This window comes from Massilia sp. LXY-6, assembly GCF_051233485.1.
GTDB lineage: Bacteria > Pseudomonadota > Gammaproteobacteria > Burkholderiales > Burkholderiaceae_D > Telluria.
The window spans coordinates 205,470-227,774 of sequence record NZ_JBKFGF010000026.1 but is presented as its reverse complement, the minus strand read 5'-3'; the positions used below and the strand labels follow the sequence as shown (position 1 = coordinate 227,774).

Annotated in this window: 23 protein-coding genes; 16 read left to right on the top strand and 7 right to left on the bottom strand. The window is 66.0% G+C overall.

Annotation, left to right across the window (positions count from 1 at the left end; all coding sequences use genetic code 11):
* Nucleotides 1-205: AMP-binding enzyme (locus ACI48D_RS13890; protein WP_435571817.1), on the top strand; the 205-nt coding region annotated here is incomplete at its 5' end.
* A 102-nt stretch (nucleotides 206-307) separates the two neighbouring features.
* Entirely contained in the window at nucleotides 308-1,981 is a 1,674-nt protein-coding gene (locus tag ACI48D_RS13885; RefSeq protein WP_435571816.1) for a long-chain-fatty-acid--CoA ligase, read from the top strand.
* Between the two features lie 8 nt (nucleotides 1,982-1,989).
* Here the strand turns inward: ACI48D_RS13885 and ACI48D_RS13880 are convergent, their stop codons facing one another.
* Both ACI48D_RS13880 and ACI48D_RS13875 read right to left on the bottom strand, forming a co-directional pair.
* A complete protein-coding gene (locus ACI48D_RS13880) occupies nucleotides 1,990-3,564 on the bottom strand; it encodes an alkaline phosphatase D family protein (RefSeq protein ID WP_435571815.1) in 1,575 nt (524 codons plus the stop codon).
* A gap of 19 nt (nucleotides 3,565-3,583) precedes the next feature.
* Nucleotides 3,584-4,018, bottom strand: a complete 435-nt coding sequence (locus ACI48D_RS13875) for an acyl-CoA thioesterase (RefSeq protein ID WP_435571814.1) — start codon at nucleotides 4,016-4,018, stop codon at nucleotides 3,584-3,586.
* Nucleotides 4,019-4,080: 62 nt separating this feature from the next.
* On the opposite strand from ACI48D_RS13875, the gene ACI48D_RS13870 reads away from it, so the two are divergent.
* Together ACI48D_RS13870 and ACI48D_RS13865 are read left to right on the top strand one after the other, a co-directional pair.
* Nucleotides 4,081-5,931, top strand: a complete 1,851-nt coding sequence (locus tag ACI48D_RS13870) for an ABCB family ABC transporter ATP-binding protein/permease (protein WP_435571813.1) — start codon at nucleotides 4,081-4,083, stop codon at nucleotides 5,929-5,931.
* Between the two features lie 11 nt (nucleotides 5,932-5,942).
* On the top strand, nucleotides 5,943-6,815 hold the full coding sequence (locus ACI48D_RS13865) for a Kdo hydroxylase family protein (protein ID WP_435571812.1): 873 nt from the start codon (nucleotides 5,943-5,945) through the stop codon (nucleotides 6,813-6,815).
* On the opposite strand, the gene ACI48D_RS13860 is transcribed toward ACI48D_RS13865, so the two are convergent.
* On the bottom strand, nucleotides 6,812-7,705 hold the full coding sequence (locus ACI48D_RS13860) for a LysR family transcriptional regulator (RefSeq protein ID WP_435571811.1): 894 nt from the start codon (nucleotides 7,703-7,705) through the stop codon (nucleotides 6,812-6,814). The genes ACI48D_RS13865 and ACI48D_RS13860 overlap by 4 nt on opposite strands.
* A gap of 202 nt (nucleotides 7,706-7,907) precedes the next feature.
* Here ACI48D_RS13860 and ACI48D_RS13855 point away from each other — a divergent pair, with 202 nt between their 5' ends.
* The 5 genes from ACI48D_RS13855 to ACI48D_RS13835 all read left to right on the top strand — a co-directional run bounded on the left by ACI48D_RS13855 (nucleotide 7,908) and on the right by ACI48D_RS13835 (nucleotide 12,575).
* A complete protein-coding gene (locus tag ACI48D_RS13855; RefSeq protein ID WP_435571810.1) occupies nucleotides 7,908-8,603 on the top strand; it encodes an RraA family protein in 696 nt (231 codons plus the stop codon).
* Nucleotides 8,600-9,547, top strand: coding sequence for a hydroxyacid dehydrogenase (locus ACI48D_RS13850; RefSeq protein ID WP_435571809.1), 948 nt, complete (start codon nucleotides 8,600-8,602; stop codon nucleotides 9,545-9,547). The genes ACI48D_RS13855 and ACI48D_RS13850 overlap by 4 nt, the downstream gene beginning before the upstream one ends.
* Before the next feature lie 66 nt (nucleotides 9,548-9,613).
* The gene (locus ACI48D_RS13845; RefSeq protein WP_435571808.1) at nucleotides 9,614-10,936 is read left to right on the top strand and encodes an MFS transporter; all 1,323 of its coding nucleotides are present in this window, start codon (nucleotides 9,614-9,616) and stop codon (nucleotides 10,934-10,936) included.
* A 146-nt stretch (nucleotides 10,937-11,082) separates the two neighbouring features.
* A complete protein-coding gene (locus ACI48D_RS13840) occupies nucleotides 11,083-12,138 on the top strand; it encodes a porin (protein ID WP_435571807.1) in 1,056 nt (351 codons plus the stop codon).
* A gap of 11 nt (nucleotides 12,139-12,149) precedes the next feature.
* Complete coding sequence (locus tag ACI48D_RS13835) at nucleotides 12,150-12,575, top strand: VOC family protein (RefSeq protein ID WP_435571806.1); 426 nt, start codon at nucleotides 12,150-12,152, stop codon at nucleotides 12,573-12,575.
* A 61-nt stretch (nucleotides 12,576-12,636) separates the two neighbouring features.
* On the opposite strand, the gene ACI48D_RS13830 is transcribed toward ACI48D_RS13835, so the two are convergent.
* Nucleotides 12,637-13,716, bottom strand: a complete 1,080-nt coding sequence (locus ACI48D_RS13830; protein ID WP_435571805.1) for a type II asparaginase — start codon at nucleotides 13,714-13,716, stop codon at nucleotides 12,637-12,639.
* A gap of 112 nt (nucleotides 13,717-13,828) precedes the next feature.
* A complete protein-coding gene (locus ACI48D_RS13825; protein ID WP_435571804.1) occupies nucleotides 13,829-15,100 on the bottom strand; it encodes a dicarboxylate/amino acid:cation symporter in 1,272 nt (423 codons plus the stop codon).
* 224 nt (nucleotides 15,101-15,324) lie between these two features.
* On the opposite strand from ACI48D_RS13825, the gene ACI48D_RS13820 reads away from it, so the two are divergent.
* Nucleotides 15,325-16,050 carry an amino acid ABC transporter ATP-binding protein gene (locus ACI48D_RS13820; protein ID WP_435571803.1) on the top strand — a complete coding sequence of 242 codons (726 nt, stop codon included), beginning with the start codon at nucleotides 15,325-15,327 and terminating at the stop codon, nucleotides 16,048-16,050.
* A 13-nt stretch (nucleotides 16,051-16,063) separates the two neighbouring features.
* Here ACI48D_RS13820 and ACI48D_RS13815 read toward each other — a convergent pair whose 3' ends face one another.
* Nucleotides 16,064-16,801, bottom strand: a complete 738-nt coding sequence (locus ACI48D_RS13815; RefSeq protein WP_435571802.1) for a sulfite exporter TauE/SafE family protein — start codon at nucleotides 16,799-16,801, stop codon at nucleotides 16,064-16,066.
* A gap of 144 nt (nucleotides 16,802-16,945) precedes the next feature.
* Between ACI48D_RS13815 and pyrC the strand changes: the two genes are divergently transcribed.
* From pyrC to ACI48D_RS13790, 5 genes are all read left to right on the top strand, one after another.
* Nucleotides 16,946-17,995 (top strand): dihydroorotase, encoded by a 1,050-nt coding sequence (gene pyrC / locus ACI48D_RS13810; RefSeq protein WP_435571801.1) that lies wholly within the window; start codon nucleotides 16,946-16,948, stop codon nucleotides 17,993-17,995.
* An 8-nt stretch (nucleotides 17,996-18,003) separates the two neighbouring features.
* Nucleotides 18,004-18,834 carry a DUF3025 domain-containing protein gene (locus tag ACI48D_RS13805; RefSeq protein ID WP_435571800.1) on the top strand — a complete coding sequence of 277 codons (831 nt, stop codon included), beginning with the start codon at nucleotides 18,004-18,006 and terminating at the stop codon, nucleotides 18,832-18,834.
* Between the two features lie 19 nt (nucleotides 18,835-18,853).
* A complete protein-coding gene (locus ACI48D_RS13800) occupies nucleotides 18,854-19,855 on the top strand; it encodes a Gfo/Idh/MocA family protein (RefSeq protein ID WP_435571799.1) in 1,002 nt (333 codons plus the stop codon).
* 18 nt (nucleotides 19,856-19,873) lie between these two features.
* Nucleotides 19,874-20,248, top strand: coding sequence for a 50S ribosome-binding protein YggL (locus tag ACI48D_RS13795; RefSeq protein WP_435571798.1), 375 nt, complete (start codon nucleotides 19,874-19,876; stop codon nucleotides 20,246-20,248).
* Between the two features lie 149 nt (nucleotides 20,249-20,397).
* The gene (locus ACI48D_RS13790) at nucleotides 20,398-20,856 is read left to right on the top strand and encodes a hypothetical protein (RefSeq protein ID WP_435571797.1); all 459 of its coding nucleotides are present in this window, start codon (nucleotides 20,398-20,400) and stop codon (nucleotides 20,854-20,856) included.
* A 139-nt stretch (nucleotides 20,857-20,995) separates the two neighbouring features.
* Here ACI48D_RS13790 and ACI48D_RS13785 read toward each other — a convergent pair whose 3' ends face one another.
* A complete protein-coding gene (locus ACI48D_RS13785; RefSeq protein ID WP_435571796.1) occupies nucleotides 20,996-21,739 on the bottom strand; it encodes a lysostaphin resistance A-like protein in 744 nt (247 codons plus the stop codon).
* A gap of 241 nt (nucleotides 21,740-21,980) precedes the next feature.
* On the opposite strand from ACI48D_RS13785, the gene ACI48D_RS13780 reads away from it, so the two are divergent.
* Nucleotides 21,981-22,304: a hypothetical protein gene (locus tag ACI48D_RS13780; protein ID WP_435571795.1), complete on the top strand. Its 324-nt coding sequence runs from the start codon at nucleotides 21,981-21,983 to the stop codon at nucleotides 22,302-22,304.
* The last annotated feature ends 1 nt before the right edge of the window (nucleotide 22,305 follow it).

Below are 22,305 nucleotides of genomic sequence, written 5' to 3'. Positions count from 1 at the left end.
GGACGAACATTCCGGCGAGGCGGTCAAGGTGTTCGTGGTCAAGAAGGACCCGGCCCTGACGGCCGAACAGCTGATGGACTACTGCAAGCGCGAGCTCACCGGCTACAAGAAGCCGAAGTACATCGAATTCCGCAGCGAACTGCCGAAGACCAACGTCGGCAAGATCCTGCGCCGCGCACTGCGCGAGGAAAAGCAGGCGGCATAGTTAGATGAAGTACCGTCGTCCCCGCGCAGGCGGGACCCAAGTTCTGCCTTGGGTCCCCGCCTGCGCGGGGACGACGTTTGTTGAAACAAGGAAGGTAACAACATGGACAAATTCTGGCTGGAGTCGTACGAGACGGGCGTACCGGCGGAGATCGACTGGACGCAATACCGCTCCCTCACGCACCTGCTGGAGGAAGCCTTCCGCAAGTACGCGGCTCGCCCCGCCTACGCCTGCATGGGCAAGTCCATGAGCTTTGCCGAACTCGATCGCCTGTCCGGCCAGATGGCCGCGTGGCTGCAGAGCCGCGGCCTGCAGCCGGGCGCGCGCGTGGCGATCATGCTGCCGAACGTGCTGCAGTATCCGGTGGCGATGGCGGCCGTGCTGCGCGCCGGCTACACCATCGTCAACGTGAACCCGCTGTACACCGCGCGCGAACTGCAGCATCAGCTGAACGACTCGGGCGCCGAAGCCATCGTGGTGCTGGAGAATTTCGCGCACACGGTGGCCGACGTGGTGGGCCAGACCAAGGTCAAGCACGTCATCGTCGGCAGCATGGGCGACCTGCTGGGCGCGAAGGGCCTGGTCGTCAACTTCGTGGTCCGCACCGTCAAGAAGATGGTGCCGGCCTGGTCCATCCCGAACGCGGTGCCGTTCAAGCGCGTGCTGGCGGAAGGCGCGCGCCAGACACTCCATCCGGTCCAGGCCGGCCATGACGACATCGCCTTCCTGCAGTACACCGGCGGCACCACCGGCGTGTCGAAAGGCGCGGTCCTGACGCACAGGAACGTGATCGCCAACGTGCTGCAGAACGAGGCCTGGTTCGCGCCGACGCTAGCCAAGGCCGGCGCCGACCTGCAGTTCGTGTGCGCGCTGCCGCTGTACCACATCTATGCGCTGACCGTCTGCGCCCTGCTGGGCCTGCGCACGGGCGGCATGAACCTCCTGATCCCGAACCCGCGCGACATTGGCGGCTTCATCAAGGAGCTGCGCAGCTACCGCATCAACGTGTTCCCGGCCGTGAACACGCTGTACAACGGCCTGGTGAACCACCCGGACTTCGCGAGCCTCGATTTCTCGGGCCTGCTGGTCTGCCCGGGCGGCGGGATGGCGGTGCAGAAGCCGGTGGCCGACAAGTGGCTCCAGCTCACCGGCGTCCCGATCGTCGAGGGCTATGGCCTGTCCGAGACCTCGCCGGTGGTGTCCGCCAACCGCTGCGACATCACCGACTTCACCGGCACCATCGGCCTGCCGCTGCCGTCCACCGAAATCCGCATCCTCGACGAAGCCGGCAACGAAGTCCCGTTCGGCACCGCCGGCGAAATCTCGGTGCGCGGCCCGCAGGTGATGGCCGGCTATTGGCAGCGTCCGGACGAAACGGCCAAGGTCATGACGCCCGACGGCTTCTTCAAGACCGGCGACATCGGCATCATGAACGAGCAGGGCTACATCAAGATCGTCGACCGCAAGAAGGACATGATCCTGGTCTCGGGCTTCAACGTGTACCCGAACGAGGTCGAAGAGGTGGTGGCGGCCCATCCGGGCGTGCTGGAAGTGGCCTGCGTGGGCGTGCCGGACCAGCACTCGGGCGAGGCGGTCAAGCTGTACGTGGTCAGGAAGGACAGGGCGCTGAGCAAGGAAGACCTGCTCGACTACTGCAAGGAACAGCTGACCGGCTACAAGCGGCCGAAGTTCATCGAGTTCCGCGAGTCGCTGCCGAAGACGAACGTCGGCAAGATCCTGCGGCGCGAGTTAAGGGATGAGAAGCAGACTGCCTGATCGTCGGGTCAAATTGACGTAAGCTCCACGCCCGCCGTGCCATCCTCGACCCTGAAGGCCGCCAGCTCGCGCTGCACGGTCTTCGGGTCCCGCACCTCGTCCAGGCCCATAAAGCGGGTCCTGGTCTCCTGCGGTGTCACCTCCATCAGCATGTAGCCGCGCTTGTCGCTGCGCCCGAACTTGATGTGCGGGTTCATCGCCACGTATTGCGAAGTGCGCTGCTGCGGGCGCGAGCTCGAGGTGACGGAGGTGCCGACGAACTCGGTGGCGATGACCGGATTGTCCTTCGATACGGGCTGGTTGAAGTCCCGCCGCAGCTCGCCCGCGTAAAACGTGTGGACGTCGCCGCCCAGCACCAGCGGATTGCTCGCGCGGGTCTTCAGCAGCGTGTCGAGCAGGCGCCGGCGCGCCGCCGGATAGCCGTCCCAGCCATCTGTCCAGAAGCGCCCGCCGTCCGGCTCCGTGATCGGCACTTGGGTCGACTGCGCCATCAGGGTCTGCTGGGCCAGGATGTTCCAGCGTGCCTTCGAACTTGCCAGGCCGTCCTCCAGCCAGGTTTCCTGCTCCAGGCCCAGCATGCTGCGCGACAGATCCAGCAGGGAAGGGCAGGCGCGCGGGCCCACCGAATTCGAGCCGCCCAGGCCCCTGCGGGGGCACACCTCATGGGCGCGGTACTGGCGGTCGTCCAGCACGTGGAAGCGCGCCAGGCGGCCCCAGTCATAGCGCTGGAACATGCGCACATTCCCGAAGTTTTGCGGCGCCGGCAGGCGCAGCGGCATATGTTCGTAGAAGGCCTGGTACGCGGCCGCGCGCCGCGCTGCGAAATCAGGCGATAAACGCTCGTCGCGGTCGGCGGCGTAGTCGTTGGCGACTTCGTGGTCGTCCCAGGTCACGATCCAGGGCGCGGCCAGGTGGGCGGCCTGCAGGTCCGGATCGGTCTTGTACTGGGCGTAGCGCTGGCGGTAGCTCGCCAACGTGAACGATTCGTTCTGGCGCACGGCGCGCTGCGGATGCTGCAGCTGGAAGGCGCCCCATTCGTAGATGTAGTCGCCGAGGAAGGCGACCAGGTCGGGCGCGGCCCCTGCGATGTAGCGGTGCGCCGCATAGCTGCCGAATTCCCAGTGCTGGCAGGAGGCCACGGCCAGCTTGAGCAGGCCGGGCATCGCATTCGCGGGCGGTGCGGTGCGGGTGCGGCCGACCGGGCTGACGGCGTCGCCCAGCATGAAGCGGTACCAGTACCAGCGACCCGGCTGCAGGCCGGTGACGTTCACGCGCACGCTGTGCGCCAGCTCGGGCGTGGCGATCGCGCTGCCGCGCGCGGCGATGTCGCGGAAGGCCTCGTCGTGCGCGACTTCCCAGCGCAGCGGCACCGCCAGCCTGGGCGCCGAGCCGGCATCCAGCGGATCGGGAAGGATGCGGGTCCACAGGATGACCGAATCCGGCAGCGGCGAGCCGGACGCCACGCCCAGGCTGAACGGGTAGCCGGCGCGATTGACCGGCGCGGCCCGCAGGACACCCGAGGCGGTGACGGCCGCGGCAAGGCGCGCCGCATCCAGCAGGAACAGGCGGCGGCGCGGCTCCATCCGTGCTGTGATCCGCGTCTTATTCGGCGAAAAGGGATTCCAGCGGCGGCAGCTGGCGCGGCTTGCGGTCCGGGCCGGTCGCGACGTAGGTGAGGGTGGCCTCGGTGACTTTCACGACGTTGGTCTGCAGGCGGTTACGCTCGGCATAGACCTCGACGTAGACGGTGATCGAGGTATTGCCGACCTTGACGACGTCGGCGTAGAAGGACAGCAGGTCGCCGACGAACACCGGGTTCTTGAACAGGAAGGAGTTCACGGCAATGGTGGCCACGCGGCCGTTCGCGCGGCGCACCGCCGGCAGCGAGCCGGCCACGTCGACCTGGGCCATGATCCAGCCGCCGAACACGTCCCCGTAGACATTCGCGTCGGACGGCGCCGGCATCATCCGCAGCACCGGCATCTTTCCTTCAGGCAGGCGGGTCGTGGACGGGGTCTGGTTTTCTGGCTGGGTCATCTTGAAATCTCGGTAAAAGCTACAATCGTCCCAGATTGAACCATAAATAAAGAATCCCTGTCATGCGACGCTCTCCTCCAAGCTCATCCCTGCCACCGGCTGCCGATCCGAATGCCAAACGCAACGACTGGGCGACCATCGGCACGCTGATGCCTTACCTGTGGGTCTACAAATGGCGCGTGATGGCCGCGCTGCTGTGCCTGATCGGCGCGAAGGTGGCCAACATCGGCGTGCCGCTGGTGCTGAAGAACATCGTCGACCGGCTCAGCATCGACCCGTCCAACCCGCAGGCGCTGCTGGTGCTGCCGCTCGGCGCCCTGGTCGCCTACGGCGCGCTGCGCTTCTCGACCACGCTGTTCACCGAGCTGCGCGAATTTTTATTTGCCCGCGTGACCCAGCGTGCGGTGCGCACCATCGCGCTGAAGGTGTTCCGCCACCTGCACGCGCTGTCGCTGCGCTTCCACCTGAACCGCCAGACCGGCGGCATGACGCGCGACATCGAGCGCGGCACGCGCGGCGTCAACTCCCTCGTGTCGTATTCGCTGTTCTCGATCCTGCCGACCCTGGTCGAGATCACGCTGGTGCTGGGCTACCTGGTGCTGCACTACGATAAGTGGTTCTCGATCATCACCGCCGTGGCGCTGGTCACCTACATCACCTTCACCATCGTCGTCACCGAGTGGCGCACCCATTTCAGGCGCACGATGAACGAGCTCGATTCGAAGGCCAACACCAAGGCCATCGACTCGCTGATCAACTTCGAGACCGTGAAGTACTTCGGCAACGAAGACTACGAAGCGAAGCGCTACGACGCAGGACTGCAGGACTACGAGCGGGCCGCGGTGCGTTCGCAGACTTCGCTTTCTTTTCTCAACAGCGCGCAGTCGCTGATCATCGCCGCGGCCGTCACCGCCATCCTGTGGCGTGCGACTCAGGGCGTGATCGACAAGACCATGACCCTCGGCGACCTGGTGCTGGTCAACTCCTTCATGCTGCAGCTGTACATTCCGCTCAACTTCCTGGGCGTGATCTACCGCGAGATCAAGCAGAGCCTGGCCGACATGGAGCGCCTGTTCGGATTGCTGGCGCAGCACCGCGAAGTGGCCGATGCTCCCGATGCCAGGCCGCTCCTCACGGGCGGCGCCAAGGTCGAGTTCTCGCACGTCGAGTTCAACTACGACCCCAAGCGCCAGATCCTGTTCGACGTCGACTTCACCATCCCGGCCGGCACCACCACCGCCGTGGTCGGCCACAGCGGCTCCGGCAAGTCGACCCTGTCGCGCCTGCTGTTCCGCTTCTACGACGTGCAGCAGGGAGCGATCAGCATCGATGGCCAGGACATCCGCAGCGTGACCCAGGAATCGCTGCGCCACGCGATCGGCATCGTGCCCCAGGATACGGTGCTGTTCAACGACACCATCGAATACAACATCGCCTACGGCCGCCCCGGCGCCAGCCGCGAGGACATCGTGGCGGCGGCGCGCGCGGCCTCCATCCACGACTTCATCGAAAGCCTGCCCGACGGCTATGCGACAATGGTGGGTGAGCGCGGCCTGAAGCTGTCCGGCGGCGAGAAACAGCGCGTGGCGATCGCGCGCACGCTCCTCAAGAACCCGGCGATCCTGATCTTCGACGAAGCGACGTCGGCGCTGGATTCCAAGTCGGAACAGGCGATCCAGGCGCAGCTGAAGGAAATCGCGAAGCAGCGCACGACGCTCGTGATCGCGCACCGCCTGTCGACCATCGCCGACGCCCACCAGATCCTGGTGCTCGACCACGGCCGCATCGTCGAACGCGGCACGCACGGGCAGCTGATCGCGCAGAACGGGCTGTATAAACAGATGTGGGACCGGCAGCAGGCAAGGCAGGACGAAGAGCTGGCCTCGAAGCCGCTGGAACTGGAACAAGACTAGGAAAGACAAGGATGGAAAACCAGATCGTCGAGATCGACATGACGAAGGTCGGCCACGGCAATCCGGCCTGGATCGCCGCGCTGGAAGCGGGCAAGGTGCTGTACTTCCCGAACTTCGCCGAGCATGGCTTCGCGCCGAAGAAGGAAGAGCTGGCGCTGTTCCGCGAGGATATCCGCGACCCCAAGACCCGCAACATCAGCCTCGACCCTGCTGGCCGGCTGAAGGGCGCGCTCGGCGACGACGCCACCCAGGCCCTGATGGCCGGCATGATCGGCCGCTTCCGCGCCGAGGCCGAGGGCCTGCTGGGGAACCTGGTGCCGCGCTACAGCGAACACCTGCGCCGCGGGTCGGTGAGCTTCCGCCCGGCCAAGGTCGAGACCCGGGTCCAGTCCTGGCGCGCCGACGACCGCCGCCTTCACGTCGACGCCTTCCCCTCGCGCCCGAACCGCGGCGAGCGCCTGCTGCGCGTGTTCGCCAACGTGAACCTGGAGGGGACCCCGCGCGTGTGGCGCGTGGGCGAGCCGTTCGAGGACGTCGCCCGGCGCTTCCTGCCGCGTCTAAAACCCTATGTGGCCTGGCAGGCCAAGGCCCTGGCCGCACTGCACGTGACCAAGTCGCTGCGCAGCGAATACGACCACCTGATGCTGCAGCTGCACGACGCCATGAAGTCCGACCTCGACTACCAGAAGAACGCGCCCCAGGTGACCTTCGGCTTCCCGCCCGGCTGCGCCTGGGTGTGCTTCTCGGACCAGGCCTCGCACTCGGTGATGTCGGGCCAGTACATGCTGGAGCACACGCTGCAGCTGTCGCCGATGCAGCAGTACGACAAGGAGTCCAGCCCGCTGGCGATCCTGACGCGCCTGCAGGGGCACGCCCTCGTTTAAAGGAGCTGCAGCTCCTTCCCGTGCACGCGCAGGACCTCCACGATCCGCACTGCTGCCGGCGACAGATAGCCGTTCTTCCGCCAGCTCAGGCCCAGGCGGCGTTTCATCTGGGCCTCGGCCAGGACGACTTCGCGCACGCGTGCCCGGCCCGAGACCAGGTTGAAGCGCGAGACAAACCCGAGTAAGGAGGTCTTCTCCAGGATCGGCAGGATCGCGTTCAGCACGTTCGGTTCGATCTGCACCTGCGGCCGCGGCAGGCCATGGCGCTCGAAGGTCTGGTCCAGCCACTGGCGCGACGCCACCGTCCGCGCCGGCAGCATCCACTTGTAGTCCAGCAGGCCGGCGAGGGTGCACGGCGCGTCGAAGATCGGGTGGTTCTCGCTCGCCATCACGACCACCGTGTCCTCGGCGATCTGCTCGCACACGATGTCGGCATCATTGTCCAGCATCGGTCCCACCACCAGGTCGAGTTCCCCGTCGCGCAGGCTGGCCAGCAGATTGTCGTTCATCGCCACGCTCAGGTTGATGGAGATCGCCGGCGCCTCGAGCAGCAGCTGCTCGAACACGCGCGGCATCATGTGCTCCGCCAGCGTCGGCAGGCAGCCGATGCGGACCTTGCCCTGCAGGCCGCCGGCATAATCCTGCATCTCGCGCGCCGTCTCCTCCACCATGATCGCCATCTGGCGCGTGCGCCGCACCAATACCTCGCCGGCGGCGGTCAGCCGCATGCCGCGCCCATCCTTTTCGAACAGTTTCGCACCCAGGTCGTCTTCCAGCCGGTCGATGCACTTGGTCAGCGCCGGCTGGGTACGGTGCAGGCGCTCGGCGGCCCGCGCCAAGCTGCCTTCGGTGGCGATCATCTCGAAATACTTCAGGTCGCGAAAGTCCACAATATATTCCTGAAAGTTTAAGAATTAGAAAATTAAGTGAATATACATTATAGATTGCTCTTCCTATACTCGGCTCATACAAGACCTGCTGACCAACAAAGCAGCCGCATCGGAGGAGACATCGATGGCACCCCGCGTTGTTCGCGCCGTACCGCGCACGTTTCTTTCCGTGGCTGTTTCTCACTAACGACGAGGACATTCCATGAGCCATACCACTCCACCCGACGTGATCCGCGAGATCGAGCGCATCGACTCCGAACTGGTCGCACGCGCCGCCCAGTACCCGTCTTCCATCCTGGCCGACGTCGCCGGCCGCCGCGGTGCCCTGAGCAGCCGCATCGCCCCGCTGGCGCCGACCATGCGCCTGGCCGGGCCGGCCGTGACCGTCGAAGTGCGCCCCGGCGACAACCTGATGATCCACGCCGCGATTGCGATCGCCAGGCCGGGCGACGTGCTGGTCATCGACGGCAAGGGCGACGAATCCTGCGCGCTGATGGGCGAGATCATGGTCTCGCAATGCATGGCGATGGGCATCGCCGGTATCGTCGTGTACGGCGCCGTGCGCGACACCGAAGCGATCCGCGCACTCGGCTTCCCGCTGTACGCCACCGGCGCCAACCCGAACGGCCCGAACAAGCTGGCGCCGGGCCGCATCAACTGGCCGGTGTCGGTGGGCGGCGTGACCGTGCAGCCGGGCGACCTGGTGGTGGCCGATGCCGACGGTGTCGTGATCGTCGAACCCGCCAAGGTGCCAGCGGTGCTGGAACTGGCCCGTAAAAAGCTGGACAACGAGACCACGCGCCTGCAAGGCATCCGCAGCGGCGCGCAATTGCGTCCGACCTGGCTCGACGGTGCCCTGCGCAAGGCCGGCGTGCTGGCCGAAGGAGAAACGCTGTGAGCGCCGTCCTCAAGGAGCAGCCTGAACGGGACGTGGTCCTGGTGACCGGCGCCGACCTGGCCGACAAAGCCGTCGCGCTGCTGTCGTCCTACGAACTGGTCTACGCCGGCAAGACGCCGACCGAGGACGATCTGGTGGCCCTGTGCCGCCAGCACCAGCCGGTCGCGATGATCGTGCGCTACGGCCGCATCACCGAGCGAGTGATCGGCGCCTGCACCCGCCTGCGCGTGATCTCCAAGCACGGCTCCGGCACCGACACCATCGACAAGGACGCGGCGGCAAGGCATGGCGTCGCCGTCAAGGCGGCGGTCGGTGCCAACGCAGCGGCCGTGGCCGAACATGCGTGGGCGCTGATCTTCGCCTGCGCCAAGGACGTGCCGGCGCTTGATCGCCGCATGCACGAAGGCCACTGGGACAAGGCCACCCACAAGAGCCTGGAACTGAAAGGCCGTACGCTCGGCCTGGTGGGCCTGGGCGCGATCGGCGCACGCGTCGCCACGGTCGGCAGCGCGCTGGGCATGCGCGTCATCGCGCACGACCCGTTCGCCAAGGCAGCCCCGGAAGGCGTCGAGCTGCTGCCACTGCCTGACGTCATCGCCGGCGCCGACGTGCTGTCGCTGCATTGCCCGCTCACCAGGGACAACGCCAACATGCTGAACGCCGCCACGCTGGCGACCATGCGCCCGGGTGCGATCGTGGTCAACACGGCGCGCGGCGGCCTGATCGACGAAGCGGCGCTGGCGGCTGCCCTGCGCAGCGGCGCCTTGCGTGCGGCTGGCCTGGACAGCTTCCAGGTCGAGCCCTTCGCCCCGGGCCATCCGTTCACCGGACTCCCGAATGCCATCCTGTCGCCGCACATCGGCGGCGTGACCAGCGATGCGTATGTCGGCATGGGCACGGCGGCAGCGAGCAACGTGCTGGCGGTCCTGCAACAACAGGCCTGACGTCACACAAAAACCACAAGCGCGCACCCAAGACGCGCTTAAACCCTTACAGTATCGGGAGACGACATGAACGATATCGACAATCATCCCCGCCTCGAGGCGGAAACGATGCGCAAGGTGACCTGGCGCATCATTCCCTTCCTGATCGTTTGCTACCTGCTGGCCCTGATCGACCGCGGCAACATCGGCATGGCCGCCCTGCAGATGAACGACGACCTCGGCCTCACCAAGAAGGTGTTCGGTTTTGCCGGCAGCCTGTTCTTCATCGCCTACTTTTTCTTCGAAGTGCCGAGCAACCTGGCATTGCAGAAGTACGGCGCGCGCAAGTGGATCGCCCGCATCATGATCACCTGGGGCCTGGTATCGGCCGGCACCGCCTTCGTGCAGGGCCAGAACTCGCTGTTCTTCATGCGTTTCCTGCTGGGCGCAGCCGAAGCCGGCTTCTTCCCCGGCGTGGTGCTGTACCTGACCTACTGGTTCCCGGCCGCCTACCGTGCGCGCATCATCGCTACCTTCATGGTGGCGGTGCCGATGGGGAGCTTCATCGGTTCGCCGATTTCGGCGCTGCTGCTCCAGACCGACGGCATGCTCGGCATGCGTGGATGGCACTGGCTGTTCATTCTCGAAGGCCTGCCGACAGTGCTGCTGGGTTTCGTTTGCCTGTGCTTCCTGACCGACCGTCCCGAGCAGGCGAAGTGGCTCAGCGATGAGCAGCGCAACTGGCTGTCCGCGCGCCTCGACAAGGAACGCAACGAGAAGAAGAGCGTTGGCCGCGTGTCGGTCTGGAAGCTGTTCCGTACCAAGGAAGTGCTGGGCATGGCGCTGGTCTGCTCGGCCGCCTCGGCTGCCGGCACCGTGCTCAACGTGTGGCAACCGCAGCTGCTCAAATCCTTCGGCCTGACCGTCATGCAGACCGGCCTGGTCAACTCGGTGCCGTATGTGATCGCCTCGGTGCTGATGATCCTGTGGGGCCGCCATTCGGACAAGAAGGGCGAGCGCCGCTGGCATACCGCCATTCCGCTGCTCCTGATCGCCGGCGGCATGCTGCTCACTTCCGCCACCCGCTCGCTGATCCCGACGGTGTTCCTGCTGTCCTGCGTGCTGGTCGGCGCCTACTCCTTCAAGGGACCGTTCTGGGCGCTGAGCTCGACCTGGATTGCGCCGTCGGCAGCGGCAGCCGGCCTGGCCGCGATCAACGCCACGTCGAACCTGATCGGCGGCGGCCTCATGGTCAACGTCTACGGCTGGATCAAGGAAGAGACCGGCAGCTATGCGCTGGCGCTGCTGCCGATCGCCGGCCTGGCCGTGGCCAGTGTCCTCATCCTCCTGTCGCTGAGCAGTGACGCCAGCCAGGCGGCACGCAAGGCGGCGGCCAAGGCCACCGCGTAAGCCGCGGCTCTCTGCGACGGCCGTCATTGACGACCGTCGCACCCTCCTGTTGTTTTTTCACCGGCAGCCGGCCGGGGGCCGGTCACGTCCCGGCCGGGGGCGCCCCCCGCCCTCTGCCTTCAATAACATCCATAAATAACGAGACAATGAAAACCCAAGCTACCCTGATGCTGGCCCTCGCGGCCCTGTTCCCTGCCGCCGCATTCGCCCAGGCCAGCGTGACCGTCTACGGCTCCATCGACGGCGGACTGCGTTACCAGACCAATGTCGACGCCGAAGGCCACGGCATGGTCACTACGACCTCCGGCAACTACTATTCGAACCGGCTCGGCTTCCGCGGCGTGGAGCAGCTCGGCAATGGCCTGAACGCGCACTTCCAGCTCGAGAACGGCTTCAACAGCAAGACCGGCGCCCTGGACAACACCTCCAACGTTTTGTTCAACCGTACCGCCGCGGTCGGGCTGGGCGGGAGCTGGGGCTCGCTCGACGTCGGCCACCAGTACACGATCGGCTTCAAGACCGAGAAGTTCCTCGATCCCTTCGACCACCACTACACGCCGATCGTGCCGCTGTCCTCGGGCTCAGGCACGACGCTGCCGACGGCCGCGAAAAACGCCGGCCTGAGTGCATCGTCGTCGTCGGGCACCCGCTTCAACAACGACATCCAGTACAGCGGCAGCTTCGACGGGCTGACCGTGCGCGCCGAATACGCGCCGGGCGAAGTCGCGGGCGACAGCAGCAAGGGCACGGCGAAGGCGGTGGGCTTCAGCTATGCCAAGGGGATGCTGCTGGCGGCGGGCGCCTACACGGACAAGCAGACCACGACCGGCTTCGATAATCACGCCTTCGTCGTCGGCGGCGGCGTCAAGATCCGCGCCTTCACCGTCAAGGCTGGCCTGTCGCGCGAACGCCAGGAGACCGCGGCGGCCGGTACCTACCAGAACGAGACGCGCTTCGCCGGCGTGAACTACGAGGTCAACGTGCCGCTGGAACTCACCGCGGCCTTTTATCGCTCGGACTACGACGGCCTGGGCGGCGGCGGGCGGCGCGACCTGACCCTGGTGGGCGGCAGCTACAATTTTTCCAAGCTGACCAACCTGTATGCGGAAATCGACTTCAACCGCTATGATGGGGCTCTGGTCCCATCGACGAAGCAGACGTCCCAGCGCGCCGTCCAGGTGGGGATAATGAAGATGTTCTGAAAGGAGTTTTCATGACAGCGGCTTTGCACCCATTCCACCTGGCCTTCCCGGTCCGCGACCTGGAAGAAACGCGGACATTCTATGGAACGATCCTGGGTTGCAGCGAGGGACGCAGTTCTCCCGAATGGATCGATTTCAATTTCTACGGACACCAGATCGTCGCCCACCTGGCACCGGAGGAATGCGCATCGCGCAGCACCAGCGAAGTGGACGGGCACCAGGTGCCGGTCCGGCACTTCGGCGCCGTGCTGCCGATGCAGGAGTGGGAAGCGCTGGCCGAACGCCTGCGCTCGCTGGGCATGCACTTCATCATCGAGCCCCAGGTGCGCTTCAAGGGCAAGGTCGGGGAGCAGGCCACCATGTTCTTCCTCGACCCGTCGGGCAACGCCATCGAGATCAAGGCGTTCGAGGATCCGGCGCAGCTGTTCGCGAAATAGAGATGTGAAAAAGCCGCCCGGAAGAGCGGCTTTTTCGTTCCGGACGAGCGCCAGCTGAATTTTAGTAGCTATAGAACATCCGCTGGATCTCCTTGGTGTTCGTGGTCCTGGTCAGCGCCAGCATCAGGAGGATGCGGGCCTTCTGCGGATTCAGCGTATCCGACACCACGAAGTCCAGCTGGTCGTCGTTGGCTTCGCCGTTGCGCGCCACGATGCCCTGGCCGACGCGGCTCGAACGCACGATGATCACGCCCTTTTCGCGCGCGGCGGAGAGGGCGGGGCGCAGCTTGGTCGGCAGGCTGCCGTCGCCCACGCCGGCGTGGACCAGGCCCCTGGCGCCGGCGACGACGAAGGCGTTGACGGCGGTCGGGCCGACGTTGGCGTAGCTGTAGGCGATCTCCACGGCCGGCAGTTCATTCAGCTTGCTGACGTCGAACTCGGTGTCGGCCGTGTGCTTGCGCGTCGACGCGCGGTAGAAGTGCGGCTGGTTGCCGACCACGTAGCCGAGCATGCCCAGTTCGGGCGACTTGAAGGTGTCGGTGGTGACGGTGTTGGTCTTGGTGACCTCGCGCGCGGCGTTGATCTGGTCGTTCATCACCACCAGCACGCCCTTGCCGACCGCCTCCTGGCTGCCGGCGGTCAGTACCGCGTTGTACAGGTTGATCGGGCCGTCGGCCGAGATCGCGGTCGACGGACGCATCGCACCGACCACCACCACCGGCTTGCGGCTCTTGACCACCAGGTTCAGGAAGTAGGCGGTTTCCTCGATCGTGTCGGTGCCGTGGGTGATCACGATGCCGTCCACGTCCGCTTGGGCCAGCAGGGCGTTGACGCGCTTGGCCAGCACCAGCCACTGCTCGTTGCCCATGTTTTCGCTGGCGATCTGGAACACCTGCTCGCCGCTGACGTGCGCCACCTTCTGCAGTTCCGGCACGGCCTTGATGAGCGCGTCGACGCCGACCGTGGCGGCGGTATAGCCGACCGTGGTGGTGCTGGTCGCGCCGGTGCCGGCGATGGTGCCGCCGGTGGCCAGGATGACGACGTTCGGCAGCTTGGCGGCCGCGGTCTGGGCCTGGGCCGCCAGGACGAACAGGCAGAGGAACAGCGCGAACAACGAGCGCGCGGATTTCAGGTAGGTCATGTGGTCTCCTTAAAAGCGTCGTCCCCGCGGAGGCGGGGACCCAAGCCTGCGTGCGTTTCGTTAGCGCACGCAGGACCTGGATCCCCGCCTGCGCGGGGACGACGTAAAAAAATCAGCGCAGCGGCGCGGTGGCGATGTCCTTGCCGGCCGCCTTCGGGTCGGTCAGTTCGCCTTCCCATTTCGCGACCACGGCGGTGGCGATGCCGTTGCCGATCACGTTGGTGGCCGAGCGCGCCATGTCCAGGAAGTGGTCGATGCCCAGCAGCAGCAGCAGGCCGGCTTCCGGGATGTGGAACTGGTTCAGGGTCGCGGCGATCACCACCAGCGAGGCGCGCGGCACGCCGGCCATGCCCTTCGAGGTCAGCATCAGCACCAGCATCATGGTCAGCTGGGTCGACAGCGGCACTTCGATGCCGTAGGCCTGGGCGATGAAGATGGTGGCGAAGGTGCAGTACATCATCGAACCGTCCAGGTTGAACGAATAACCGATCGGCAGCACGAAGGCGGCCAGGCGGTTCTTCACGCCGAAGCGCTCCAGGCCTTCCAGGGTCTTCGGGAACGCCGCTTCCGACGAGGCGCAGGTGAAGGCCAGGATGGTCGGTTCGCGCAGTTCGCGCAGCAGCTGCAGGATGCGCGGGCCGACGAACAGGATGCCGATCGCGATCAGCACGATCCACAGCAGTGCGATGCCGAGGTAGAACTCGCCCATGAACACGCCATAGGTCGACAGCACGCCGACGCCGCTCTTGGCGATCACGCTGGCGACCGCCGCGAACACGGCCACCGGGGCGAAGTTCATGACGTAGCCGGTCACCTTCAGCATCACGTGGGCGGCGCCGTCGATGGCGTCGATCAGCGGGGTGGCGCGCGCGCCCACGGCGGCGGCGCCGGTGCCGAAGAAGATCGAGAAGATCACGATCTGCAGGATCTCGTTCTTGGCCATGCCGTCCGCGATCGAGGTCGGCACCAGGTGGGTGATGAATTCCTTGAGCGTCAGGCCGGTGACGGCGATGCCCGAGGATTCCGTCACGGCCGGCAGGTGGCCGGCAGCCGCCATCGCGTCGCCCGGACGGAACAGGTTCACCAGGATCAGGCCCAAGGTCAGCGAGAGGATCGAGGCGATCACGAACCAGCCCAGCGCCTTGATGCCGATGCGGCCGACTTCCGAGGCGTCGCCCATCTTGGCGATGCCGACCACCAGGGTCGAGAACACCAGCGGCGCGATGATCATCTTGATCAGGCGGAGGAACAGCGTGGTCACCAGCGACATCGTGTCGGCGAAGCCGGACGGGTTTGCCAGGTAATTATGCGCGATATAGCCGGCGGCGATGCCGAGCACCAGCCCCACGAGGATGTAAGTGGTCAGGCGGTTTCGATTGTTCATAGGGCTTCCTTCTGGTGACGGCGGCGCAGGTGCAGGCAAAAACAGGTGACGGAGATCGTCCGTCCTGCTTCTCGGGCTACTCAGGCAACATTATCAGGCACAATAAGGTGGCTTTTACCCGATGTACGTGTTGCTACTGATGATATTGACAAGTTCCGCAGTATCCTAGGGGCTGATGGTGCTGTCAAGCACGCCCAAATGCTTCGAATCACATACCTAAGCACATGATTGAAATCGACAAGGTCAGCAAGTGGTACGGCAGCTTCCAGGTGCTCAGCGACTGCAGCACCCGGGTCGCACGCGGCGACGTGGTGGTGGTCTGCGGGCCGTCCGGTTCCGGCAAGTCGACCCTGATCAAGACCGTCAACGGCCTCGAGCCCTTCCAGCAGGGCAGCATCCACGTCGACGGCACTTCCGTCGGCGACCCGAAGACCCGCCTGCCGGCGCTGCGCGCCCGGATCGGCATGGTGTTCCAGAACTTCGAGCTGTTTCCCCACCTGTCGGTGCGCGACAACCTGAATCTGGCCCAGATCAAGGTCCTGAAGCGTTCGCGCGAGGAGGCGACCGCCAACGGCCTGAAGTACCTGGAGCGGGTCGGCCTGCTGGCGCACCAGGACAAGTTTCCGAGCCAGCTCTCGGGCGGCCAGCAGCAGCGGGTGGCGATCGCGCGCGCCCTGGCGATGGACCCGGTGGCGATGCTGTTCGACGAGCCGACCTCGGCGCTCGACCCGGAGATGGTGGGCGAGGTGCTGGACGTGATGACCGGCCTGGCCCAGGAAGGCATGACCATGATGGTGGTGACCCACGAGATGGGGTTTGCGCGCAAGGTGGCCGACCGCGTCCTGTTCATGGACCAGGGCCGCATCGTCGAGGAAAGCGCCAAGGACGACTTCTTCAACGCGCCGACATCGGAACGGGCGCGCGAATTCCTGGCACGGATCATTCACTGAGGCCGACCGGGGCTCACAGGTTGCGCAGCACCAGGCTGGCGCCGCCGAGGACCAGCACCCCCCAGATGGCTTGCACCACGCGCCCGGCCGGCAGGATCGCGTGCAGCCGGTTGCCCAGCCACAGGCCGCCCAGCGCGCACGGCAGCAGCATGGCAGCCAGCATGAGCAGGCTGCGGTCGTGGTACAGGCCGGCGCTCGAGAACAACGCCAGGCGTGCCAGGCCGCTGAAGAAGATCGTGCCGCTGATGGTGGCCCGCAGCGCCAGCTTGTCGGCCAGTCGCCGGGTCAGGTAGATCGTGTAGAACGGCCCGCCGGTGCCGAACATGGCGGTGAACATGCCGCCGACCAGGCCGAAGGGCAGGACCCAGCCGGCGCCCAGCGGACGGGGGACGCCGCGCCGCAGCAGGCTCCAGGCCGAATAGCCGAGGATGAACAGGCCCAGCACGAGCAGCAGGCTGCGCTCGGGCGCTTTCATCAGGGCCAGCACGCCGAGGCCCATCCCGGCCAGCATGAAGGGCAGGATGCGCAGCACTTCGCGGCGCTCGATCAGGCGCAGGTTCTTCAGTCCCAGCAGCAGGCCTGCGCTCAGGTCGAACACCAGCATCAGCGGCACCGCCGTGCGCAGCGGGATCAACTGCACCAGCAGCGGCATCGCCGTGATCGACGAGCCGAATCCGGTCAGGCCGAACACCGTATAGGCAAACGTGATGATGAATGCCAGCGGCACGATGGTGTCGAAGTCGAAGGCCATAGGAAGTTTTCATGGACAGATATACAATTCTATCGTTTGCGGCGGTTTTGATGCTTTTTGGAAATGAATCGTGCGCGTCGGCCAGTGCGTGCCGGCTTCGATCCCTGCGGGTAAAATGTCGGGGTCCGTAATCCGAGAGCCGCCATGTCCACCATCGAATCCCCCGACACCCTTACCCTCATCCGCCCCGACGACTGGCACCTGCACCTGCGCGACGGCGCCGCCATGGCCGCCGTGCTGCCGCACACCGCGCGCCAGTTCGCCCGCGCGATCGTCATGCCGAACCTGAAGCCGCCGGTCACCACCGCCGCCGACGCTGCCGCCTACCGCGCGCGCATCCTGGCCGCGCTGCCGGCGGGAATGCAATTCGAGCCGCTGATGACCCTGTACCTGACCGACAATACGGACCCGGACGAGATCCGCCGCGCCCAGGACACCGGCTTCATCCACGCGGTAAAACTGTACCCGGCCGGCGCCACCACCAATTCGGCGGCCGGCGTGACCGACCTGCGCAAGTGCTACAAGACGCTGGAAGTGATGCAGGAAGTCGACATGCCGCTGCTGGTGCACGGCGAAGTCACCGACAGCGACATCGACCTGTTCGACCGCGAAGCCGTGTTCATCGAGCGCGTGATGCGCCCGCTGCGCCGCGATTTCCCGGAACTGAAGATCGTGTTCGAGCACATCACCACGCGCGACGCCGCCCAGTACGTGGCCGAGGCCGAAGGCCCGATCGCCGCCACCATCACGGCCCACCACCTGCTGTACAACCGCAACGAGATTTTCAAGGGCGGGATCAATCCGCACTATTACTGCCTGCCGGTGCTCAAGCGCGAGGAACACCGCCTGGCGCTCGTGACCGCCGCCACCAGCGGCGACGAGCGCTTCTTCCTCGGCACCGACTCCGCCCCGCACGCCGTGCACGCCAAGGAAAGCGCCTGCGGCTGCGCCGGCTGCTACACCGCCCTGCACGCGCTGGAGCTGTACGCGACCGCCTTCGAACAGGCGGGCGCGCTGGACAAGCTCGAAGCCTTCGCCAGCCTGAACGGCCCGAGCTTCTACGGCCTGCCGGCCAACTCCGGCACCGTCACCCTCAAGCGCGAAGCCTGGACCATCCCGGCCAGCGTGCCGATGGGCGAGCACCAGCTGGTGCCGCTCGACGCCGGCACGCAGATCCACTGGAAGATGCTGTAAGAGGGCGCATGGTCCCGGACCTCCCGGAGATCGACTGGACGCGGCCGTGGTACGGCGCGGTGCGTCCGGCCTTCGACCGCCTGGCGCCGGCCGGCAGCTTCATCGACGCCTCGTTCATTGATCGGTTCAATGCCAACGCGGCCCGGCTCGCGCTGCAGAACCACCACGGCCGGCCGATCCGCTTCGTGCCGCAGGCCACGCTGCCGCCCGACACCGCCTACGAGGAATTCATCGGCGCCACCGGCTGCGTGCCGACGCGCGAGAACCTGCACGACTTCTTCAATGGCCTGGTGTGGCAGACTTTCCCGCTCATCAAGCGCGAGCTGAACGCCTTGCAGGCGGCGCAGATAGCAAGCGCCGGCGTCGGCAAGTCGCGCGGGCCGGCACGCGACGCCGCCACCATCTTCGACGAGAACGCCGCCCTGCTGGTGGTGCGCGACGGCGATGCCGGCCGTTCCCTGGTCGAGGGCCTGCGCGCCCACCAGTGGCACGACACGCTGTACGCGCGGCGCGCGCTGTTCGGCGCCGATGCCGATGCCGACCTCTGGCTGTTCGGCCACGCCCTGATGGAAAAGCTGGTGGCGCCGCGCAAGGCGATCACGGCGCACACGCGGGTCCTGTTCGCGCCCGACGCCTGGTTCGGCCTCGGCTGGGAAGACCGGCGCGCCTGGATCGACCTGCAGGTGGCCGGCCAGCTTTGCAGCGAGGGCTTGAGCACCTCCGCCTTCACGCCGCTGCCGGTGCTGGGCGTGCCCGGCTGGTGGCCGGGACAGGACGACGCGTTTTACCTCGACCAGACCGTATTCCGGCCGAAGCGGCCGGCCAAGGACCAGACCTGAGCAGACATGGGAGGAAAACATGAGTGACATGGTTCGCTGGGGCATATTCGGCACCGGCAAGATCGCCAAGGCCTTCGCCAACGCATTGAAGGACACCCCGGGCGCGGTGCTGGCCGGCGTCGGTTCGCGCACGCGCGAGGGCGCGCAAGCCTTCGCCGACGAATTCGGTGGCGCCGCCTACGGCTCGTATGAAGCGCTGGCCGCCGCCGCCGGCGACGTCGACCTGATCTACGTCGGCACGCCGCATCCGGCCCACGTCGACAACGTGCGCCTGGCCCTGAACGCGGGCAAGGGCGTGTTGTGCGAGAAGCCTTTTACGATGAACCGCCAGGAAGCCGAGGAACTGGTTGCGCTGGCGCGTTCGAAAAAGCTGTTCCTGATGGAGGCGATGTGGACGCGCTTCATGCCGGCGCTGGCGCAAGTGCGCCACGTGATCGACTCCGGCGAAATCGGCAAGGTCACCCAGGTGATCGCCGATCTCGGCTTCAAGGCCGAGTTCGGGATCGAGCACCGCCTGTTCAACCCGGTGCTGGGCGGCGGCGCGCTGCTCGACCTGGGCATCTATCCGCTGTCGATCGCGGTGGCGCTGCTCGGCCCCGTGGCCTCGGTGGCGGCGCAGGCCGAGATCGGCCCGACCGGCGTCGACGAGCAGACCGGCTTCGTGCTGCGCCACCGCGACGGCGGCATGTCGATGTGCAGCTGCTCGCTGCGCGCGCGCCTGCCGAGCGAGCTGACGATCGCCGGCGAGCGCGGACACGTACGCATGAACACCATGTTCCACCGCGCCCAGACCGTGACGGTGTCGCGCGCGGACGGCATCTCGCGCACCGTGCCTACGCCCTTCGTCGGCAACGGCTACGTGCACGAGGCGATCGAGGCCCAGCGCTGCTGGCAGGCGGGCCTGATCGAGAGCCCCGGCATGACCCACGACGACACGCTGGCCCTGATGGGCGTGATGGATGAAGTGCGGCGCCAGATCGGCGTGCATTATGCGGCCGACCAGGCCGCAGCAAACGAATAACCAACAAGGAGAAACACCATGAAACGCGACCCCCGCTCCATCGGCCGCATGCGGCGCCTGACTCCGCGCCAGCGCAAGAAGCTGCGCGTCGGTGAATTCAAGGAGCACTGCTTCGACATCGAACTGGTGTTCCACAGCCCCATGCGCGGCGAGCCGTACCACGACTTCATCAACGACTTCTTCGGCTTCCTCGAGCAGCGCGGCCTGCTGGGCGGCGGCTTCGGCGGCAAGGAGCCGTTCAGCGAGACCGAGGGCGTGATCGCCAACATCGAGCGCGGCTCGCCCGGCGAAGAAGACCGCGAGGCGGTGGTGCAGTGGCTGCGCGCCCGCCCGGAAGTCGTGGACGCCCGTGCGAAGGACTTCAAGGACGCCTGGCACGGCTACGGTTTCTGAGGTCCGGACGCATACGGCCGAGTTGTAAGCATTTGTCAGCGGGGTAAGCTTTTGTAAGGACCGTCAACAGGGCAGTGGGGTGCCGCGTTTTAGGGACAAGTGACACGCAGACGTGCACTGAACCCGAGACCAACACTAAGGACCACATCATGAAAAAGACCATCGCTACCCTGATCGCCGGCCTGTTCGCTACCGCAGCATTCGCAGCACAGACTCCTGCAAGCACCACCCCGTCCGCTACCGCGACGCCGGCAGTGGCGAAGGCCGAAGCCAAGCAAGACAAGCAGGCTGCGAAGGCTGACGTGAAAGAGACCAAGGCTGCCTCGAAGGCCGACGTCAAGGCTACCAAAGAGACCGCGAAAGCCGACGTGAAGGACACCAAGCTGGCGGCCAAGGCCGACGTCAAGGAAGCCAAGGCCGACGCCAAGGAAACCATGGAAGCCGCGAAGGCCGACGTGAAGGAAGCCAAGGCCGATGCCAAGCATGCCAAGGCCGAAGCCAAGCACGCCAAGGCCGAGGCCAAGCATGCCAAGGCCGAGCATAAAACCGCGACCAAGACCGAAGCCCACAAGGACACCACGGTGGCTGTCGCCACCCCGGCCAAGTAATCGGTCCTCGGCACGATGAGAAAGCCCGCGCGATGCGGGCTTTTTTTATTTGTTTGACACCGCGGGCAGGCCGGCCGCTACTTTTCGCCATCCCGGTCTCGGACCACAAGGCGCCTGCGTCGCAGGGCCGAATGAATCCTCAGGCCGCGGCCGGCGCCGTCCCGGTCCGGCGGGCGCTGAAGATCACCCAGGCCGCCAGGGCGATCTCGATGACGTTGGCGCCGCGCTCCACCATGAACACCGTCGATTCGGCGGCGCCATGCACGTTCGAGTAGATCATGCACAGGTTCAGCGCCATGTGCAGGATGACGCACAGCCACAGGCTGCCGGTGCGGTAGCGCACGGCGGTGAACATCATGCCGGCGATCGAGGTCACCAGCATCTGCCAGCAGGCGGTCTTCCAGTCGGTGCCCATGAAGCCGTGGATCAGGTGCATGGCGCCGAACAGCAGGCCGTTCAGCACGATGCCGCGCCACACCGGCAGCGACAGCAGCAGCGCGAAGATCACGCCGCGGAACAGCAGCTCTTCGCCGAAGGCGTTGAAGAACTGGATCGTGACGTCGGACAGGACCTTGCCGGCGTCAACGCTGCGCAGGCCCCAGGGCAGGAACAGCGCGGCGGTCGACAGGCTGGCGAGGAAAACCGGCTCGGGACGGATGCGGTCCAGGCCGAGCGCCAGCCGCTTCCACAGCCCGAAGGCATGGGCCAGCACCAGCGGGTAGAGGATGGTCGAGGCGAAGGCGACCAGCTTGACCTTGCCGTAGGCCTCCGGCGGGGCCAGGCTGAAGCCGAACTTGAGGATCAGGATCGTCAGCAGGAACTGGCCGACGGCGCAGGCGATGGCGAAGGGAACAGGGGGCTCGGTGTCGTGCGTGGCATGCATGGCTGGTCTCGTTGTTGTTGTATTGACGAGCGCACTGTAGGGAATGCCGATGCGGCGGGCCATCCGTTTGCGACGGACGGCAGGAATCGCGGAATAATCGGTAATGCTGCCGGCTTGTAAGCACTTGTCAGCCGAGTAAGCGTTTGTAAGGTCCGTCAACAGGCAGCTAGCCGGCCCCGTTAAGGGAACAAGTGACATGCGAATGTGCACTGAACCCTAAAACTACTGAGGACCCTTCATCATGAAAAACACCATCGCTGCCCTGATCGCCGGTCTGTTCGCCACCGCTGCATTCGCCCAGACCCCGGCCCCGGCCACGACCCCGGATTCGAGCACTCCGACGGCTGTCGTCAAGACCGACAAAAAGGTCGCCACGACCCACACCAAGCATACCAAGCATGCCAAGCACGCCAAGGCCAAGTCCTCGCACAAGGTGAAGACCGATGCCGGCGACACCGGCAAGGAGAGCACCACCACCGCGGCCGCCACCCCGGCGACTCCGGCGACTCCGGCAAGCGCCGCCGCACCTGCCACGGCCGCCACCCCGGCAGCTCCGGCCAAGTAAT

Coding starts and splice junctions, on each gene's coding strand:
- ACI48D_RS13800 (WP_435571799.1), top strand. CDS start 18,854: ATGAGTGACATGGTTCGCTGGGGCATATTCGGCACCGGCAAGATCGCC.
- ACI48D_RS13820 (WP_435571803.1), top strand. CDS start 15,325: ATGATTGAAATCGACAAGGTCAGCAAGTGGTACGGCAGCTTCCAGGTG.
- ACI48D_RS13805 (WP_435571800.1), top strand. CDS start 18,004: ATGGTCCCGGACCTCCCGGAGATCGACTGGACGCGGCCGTGGTACGGC.
- ACI48D_RS13785 (WP_435571796.1), bottom strand. CDS start 21,739: ATGCATGCCACGCACGACACCGAGCCCCCTGTTCCCTTCGCCATCGCC.
- ACI48D_RS13865 (WP_435571812.1), top strand. CDS start 5,943: ATGGAAAACCAGATCGTCGAGATCGACATGACGAAGGTCGGCCACGGC.
- ACI48D_RS13845 (WP_435571808.1), top strand. CDS start 9,614: ATGAACGATATCGACAATCATCCCCGCCTCGAGGCGGAAACGATGCGC.
- ACI48D_RS13815 (WP_435571802.1), bottom strand. CDS start 16,801: ATGGCCTTCGACTTCGACACCATCGTGCCGCTGGCATTCATCATCACG.
- ACI48D_RS13780 (WP_435571795.1), top strand. CDS start 21,981: ATGAAAAACACCATCGCTGCCCTGATCGCCGGTCTGTTCGCCACCGCT.
- ACI48D_RS13855 (WP_435571810.1), top strand. CDS start 7,908: ATGAGCCATACCACTCCACCCGACGTGATCCGCGAGATCGAGCGCATC.
- ACI48D_RS13795 (WP_435571798.1), top strand. CDS start 19,874: ATGAAACGCGACCCCCGCTCCATCGGCCGCATGCGGCGCCTGACTCCG.
- pyrC (WP_435571801.1), top strand. CDS start 16,946: ATGTCCACCATCGAATCCCCCGACACCCTTACCCTCATCCGCCCCGAC.
- ACI48D_RS13835 (WP_435571806.1), top strand. CDS start 12,150: ATGACAGCGGCTTTGCACCCATTCCACCTGGCCTTCCCGGTCCGCGAC.
- ACI48D_RS13840 (WP_435571807.1), top strand. CDS start 11,083: ATGAAAACCCAAGCTACCCTGATGCTGGCCCTCGCGGCCCTGTTCCCT.
- ACI48D_RS13870 (WP_435571813.1), top strand. CDS start 4,081: ATGCGACGCTCTCCTCCAAGCTCATCCCTGCCACCGGCTGCCGATCCG.
- ACI48D_RS13885 (WP_435571816.1), top strand. CDS start 308: ATGGACAAATTCTGGCTGGAGTCGTACGAGACGGGCGTACCGGCGGAG.
- ACI48D_RS13875 (WP_435571814.1), bottom strand. CDS start 4,018: ATGACCCAGCCAGAAAACCAGACCCCGTCCACGACCCGCCTGCCTGAA.
- ACI48D_RS13830 (WP_435571805.1), bottom strand. CDS start 13,716: ATGACCTACCTGAAATCCGCGCGCTCGTTGTTCGCGCTGTTCCTCTGC.
- ACI48D_RS13825 (WP_435571804.1), bottom strand. CDS start 15,100: ATGAACAATCGAAACCGCCTGACCACTTACATCCTCGTGGGGCTGGTG.
- ACI48D_RS13790 (WP_435571797.1), top strand. CDS start 20,398: ATGAAAAAGACCATCGCTACCCTGATCGCCGGCCTGTTCGCTACCGCA.
- ACI48D_RS13880 (WP_435571815.1), bottom strand. CDS start 3,564: ATGGAGCCGCGCCGCCGCCTGTTCCTGCTGGATGCGGCGCGCCTTGCC.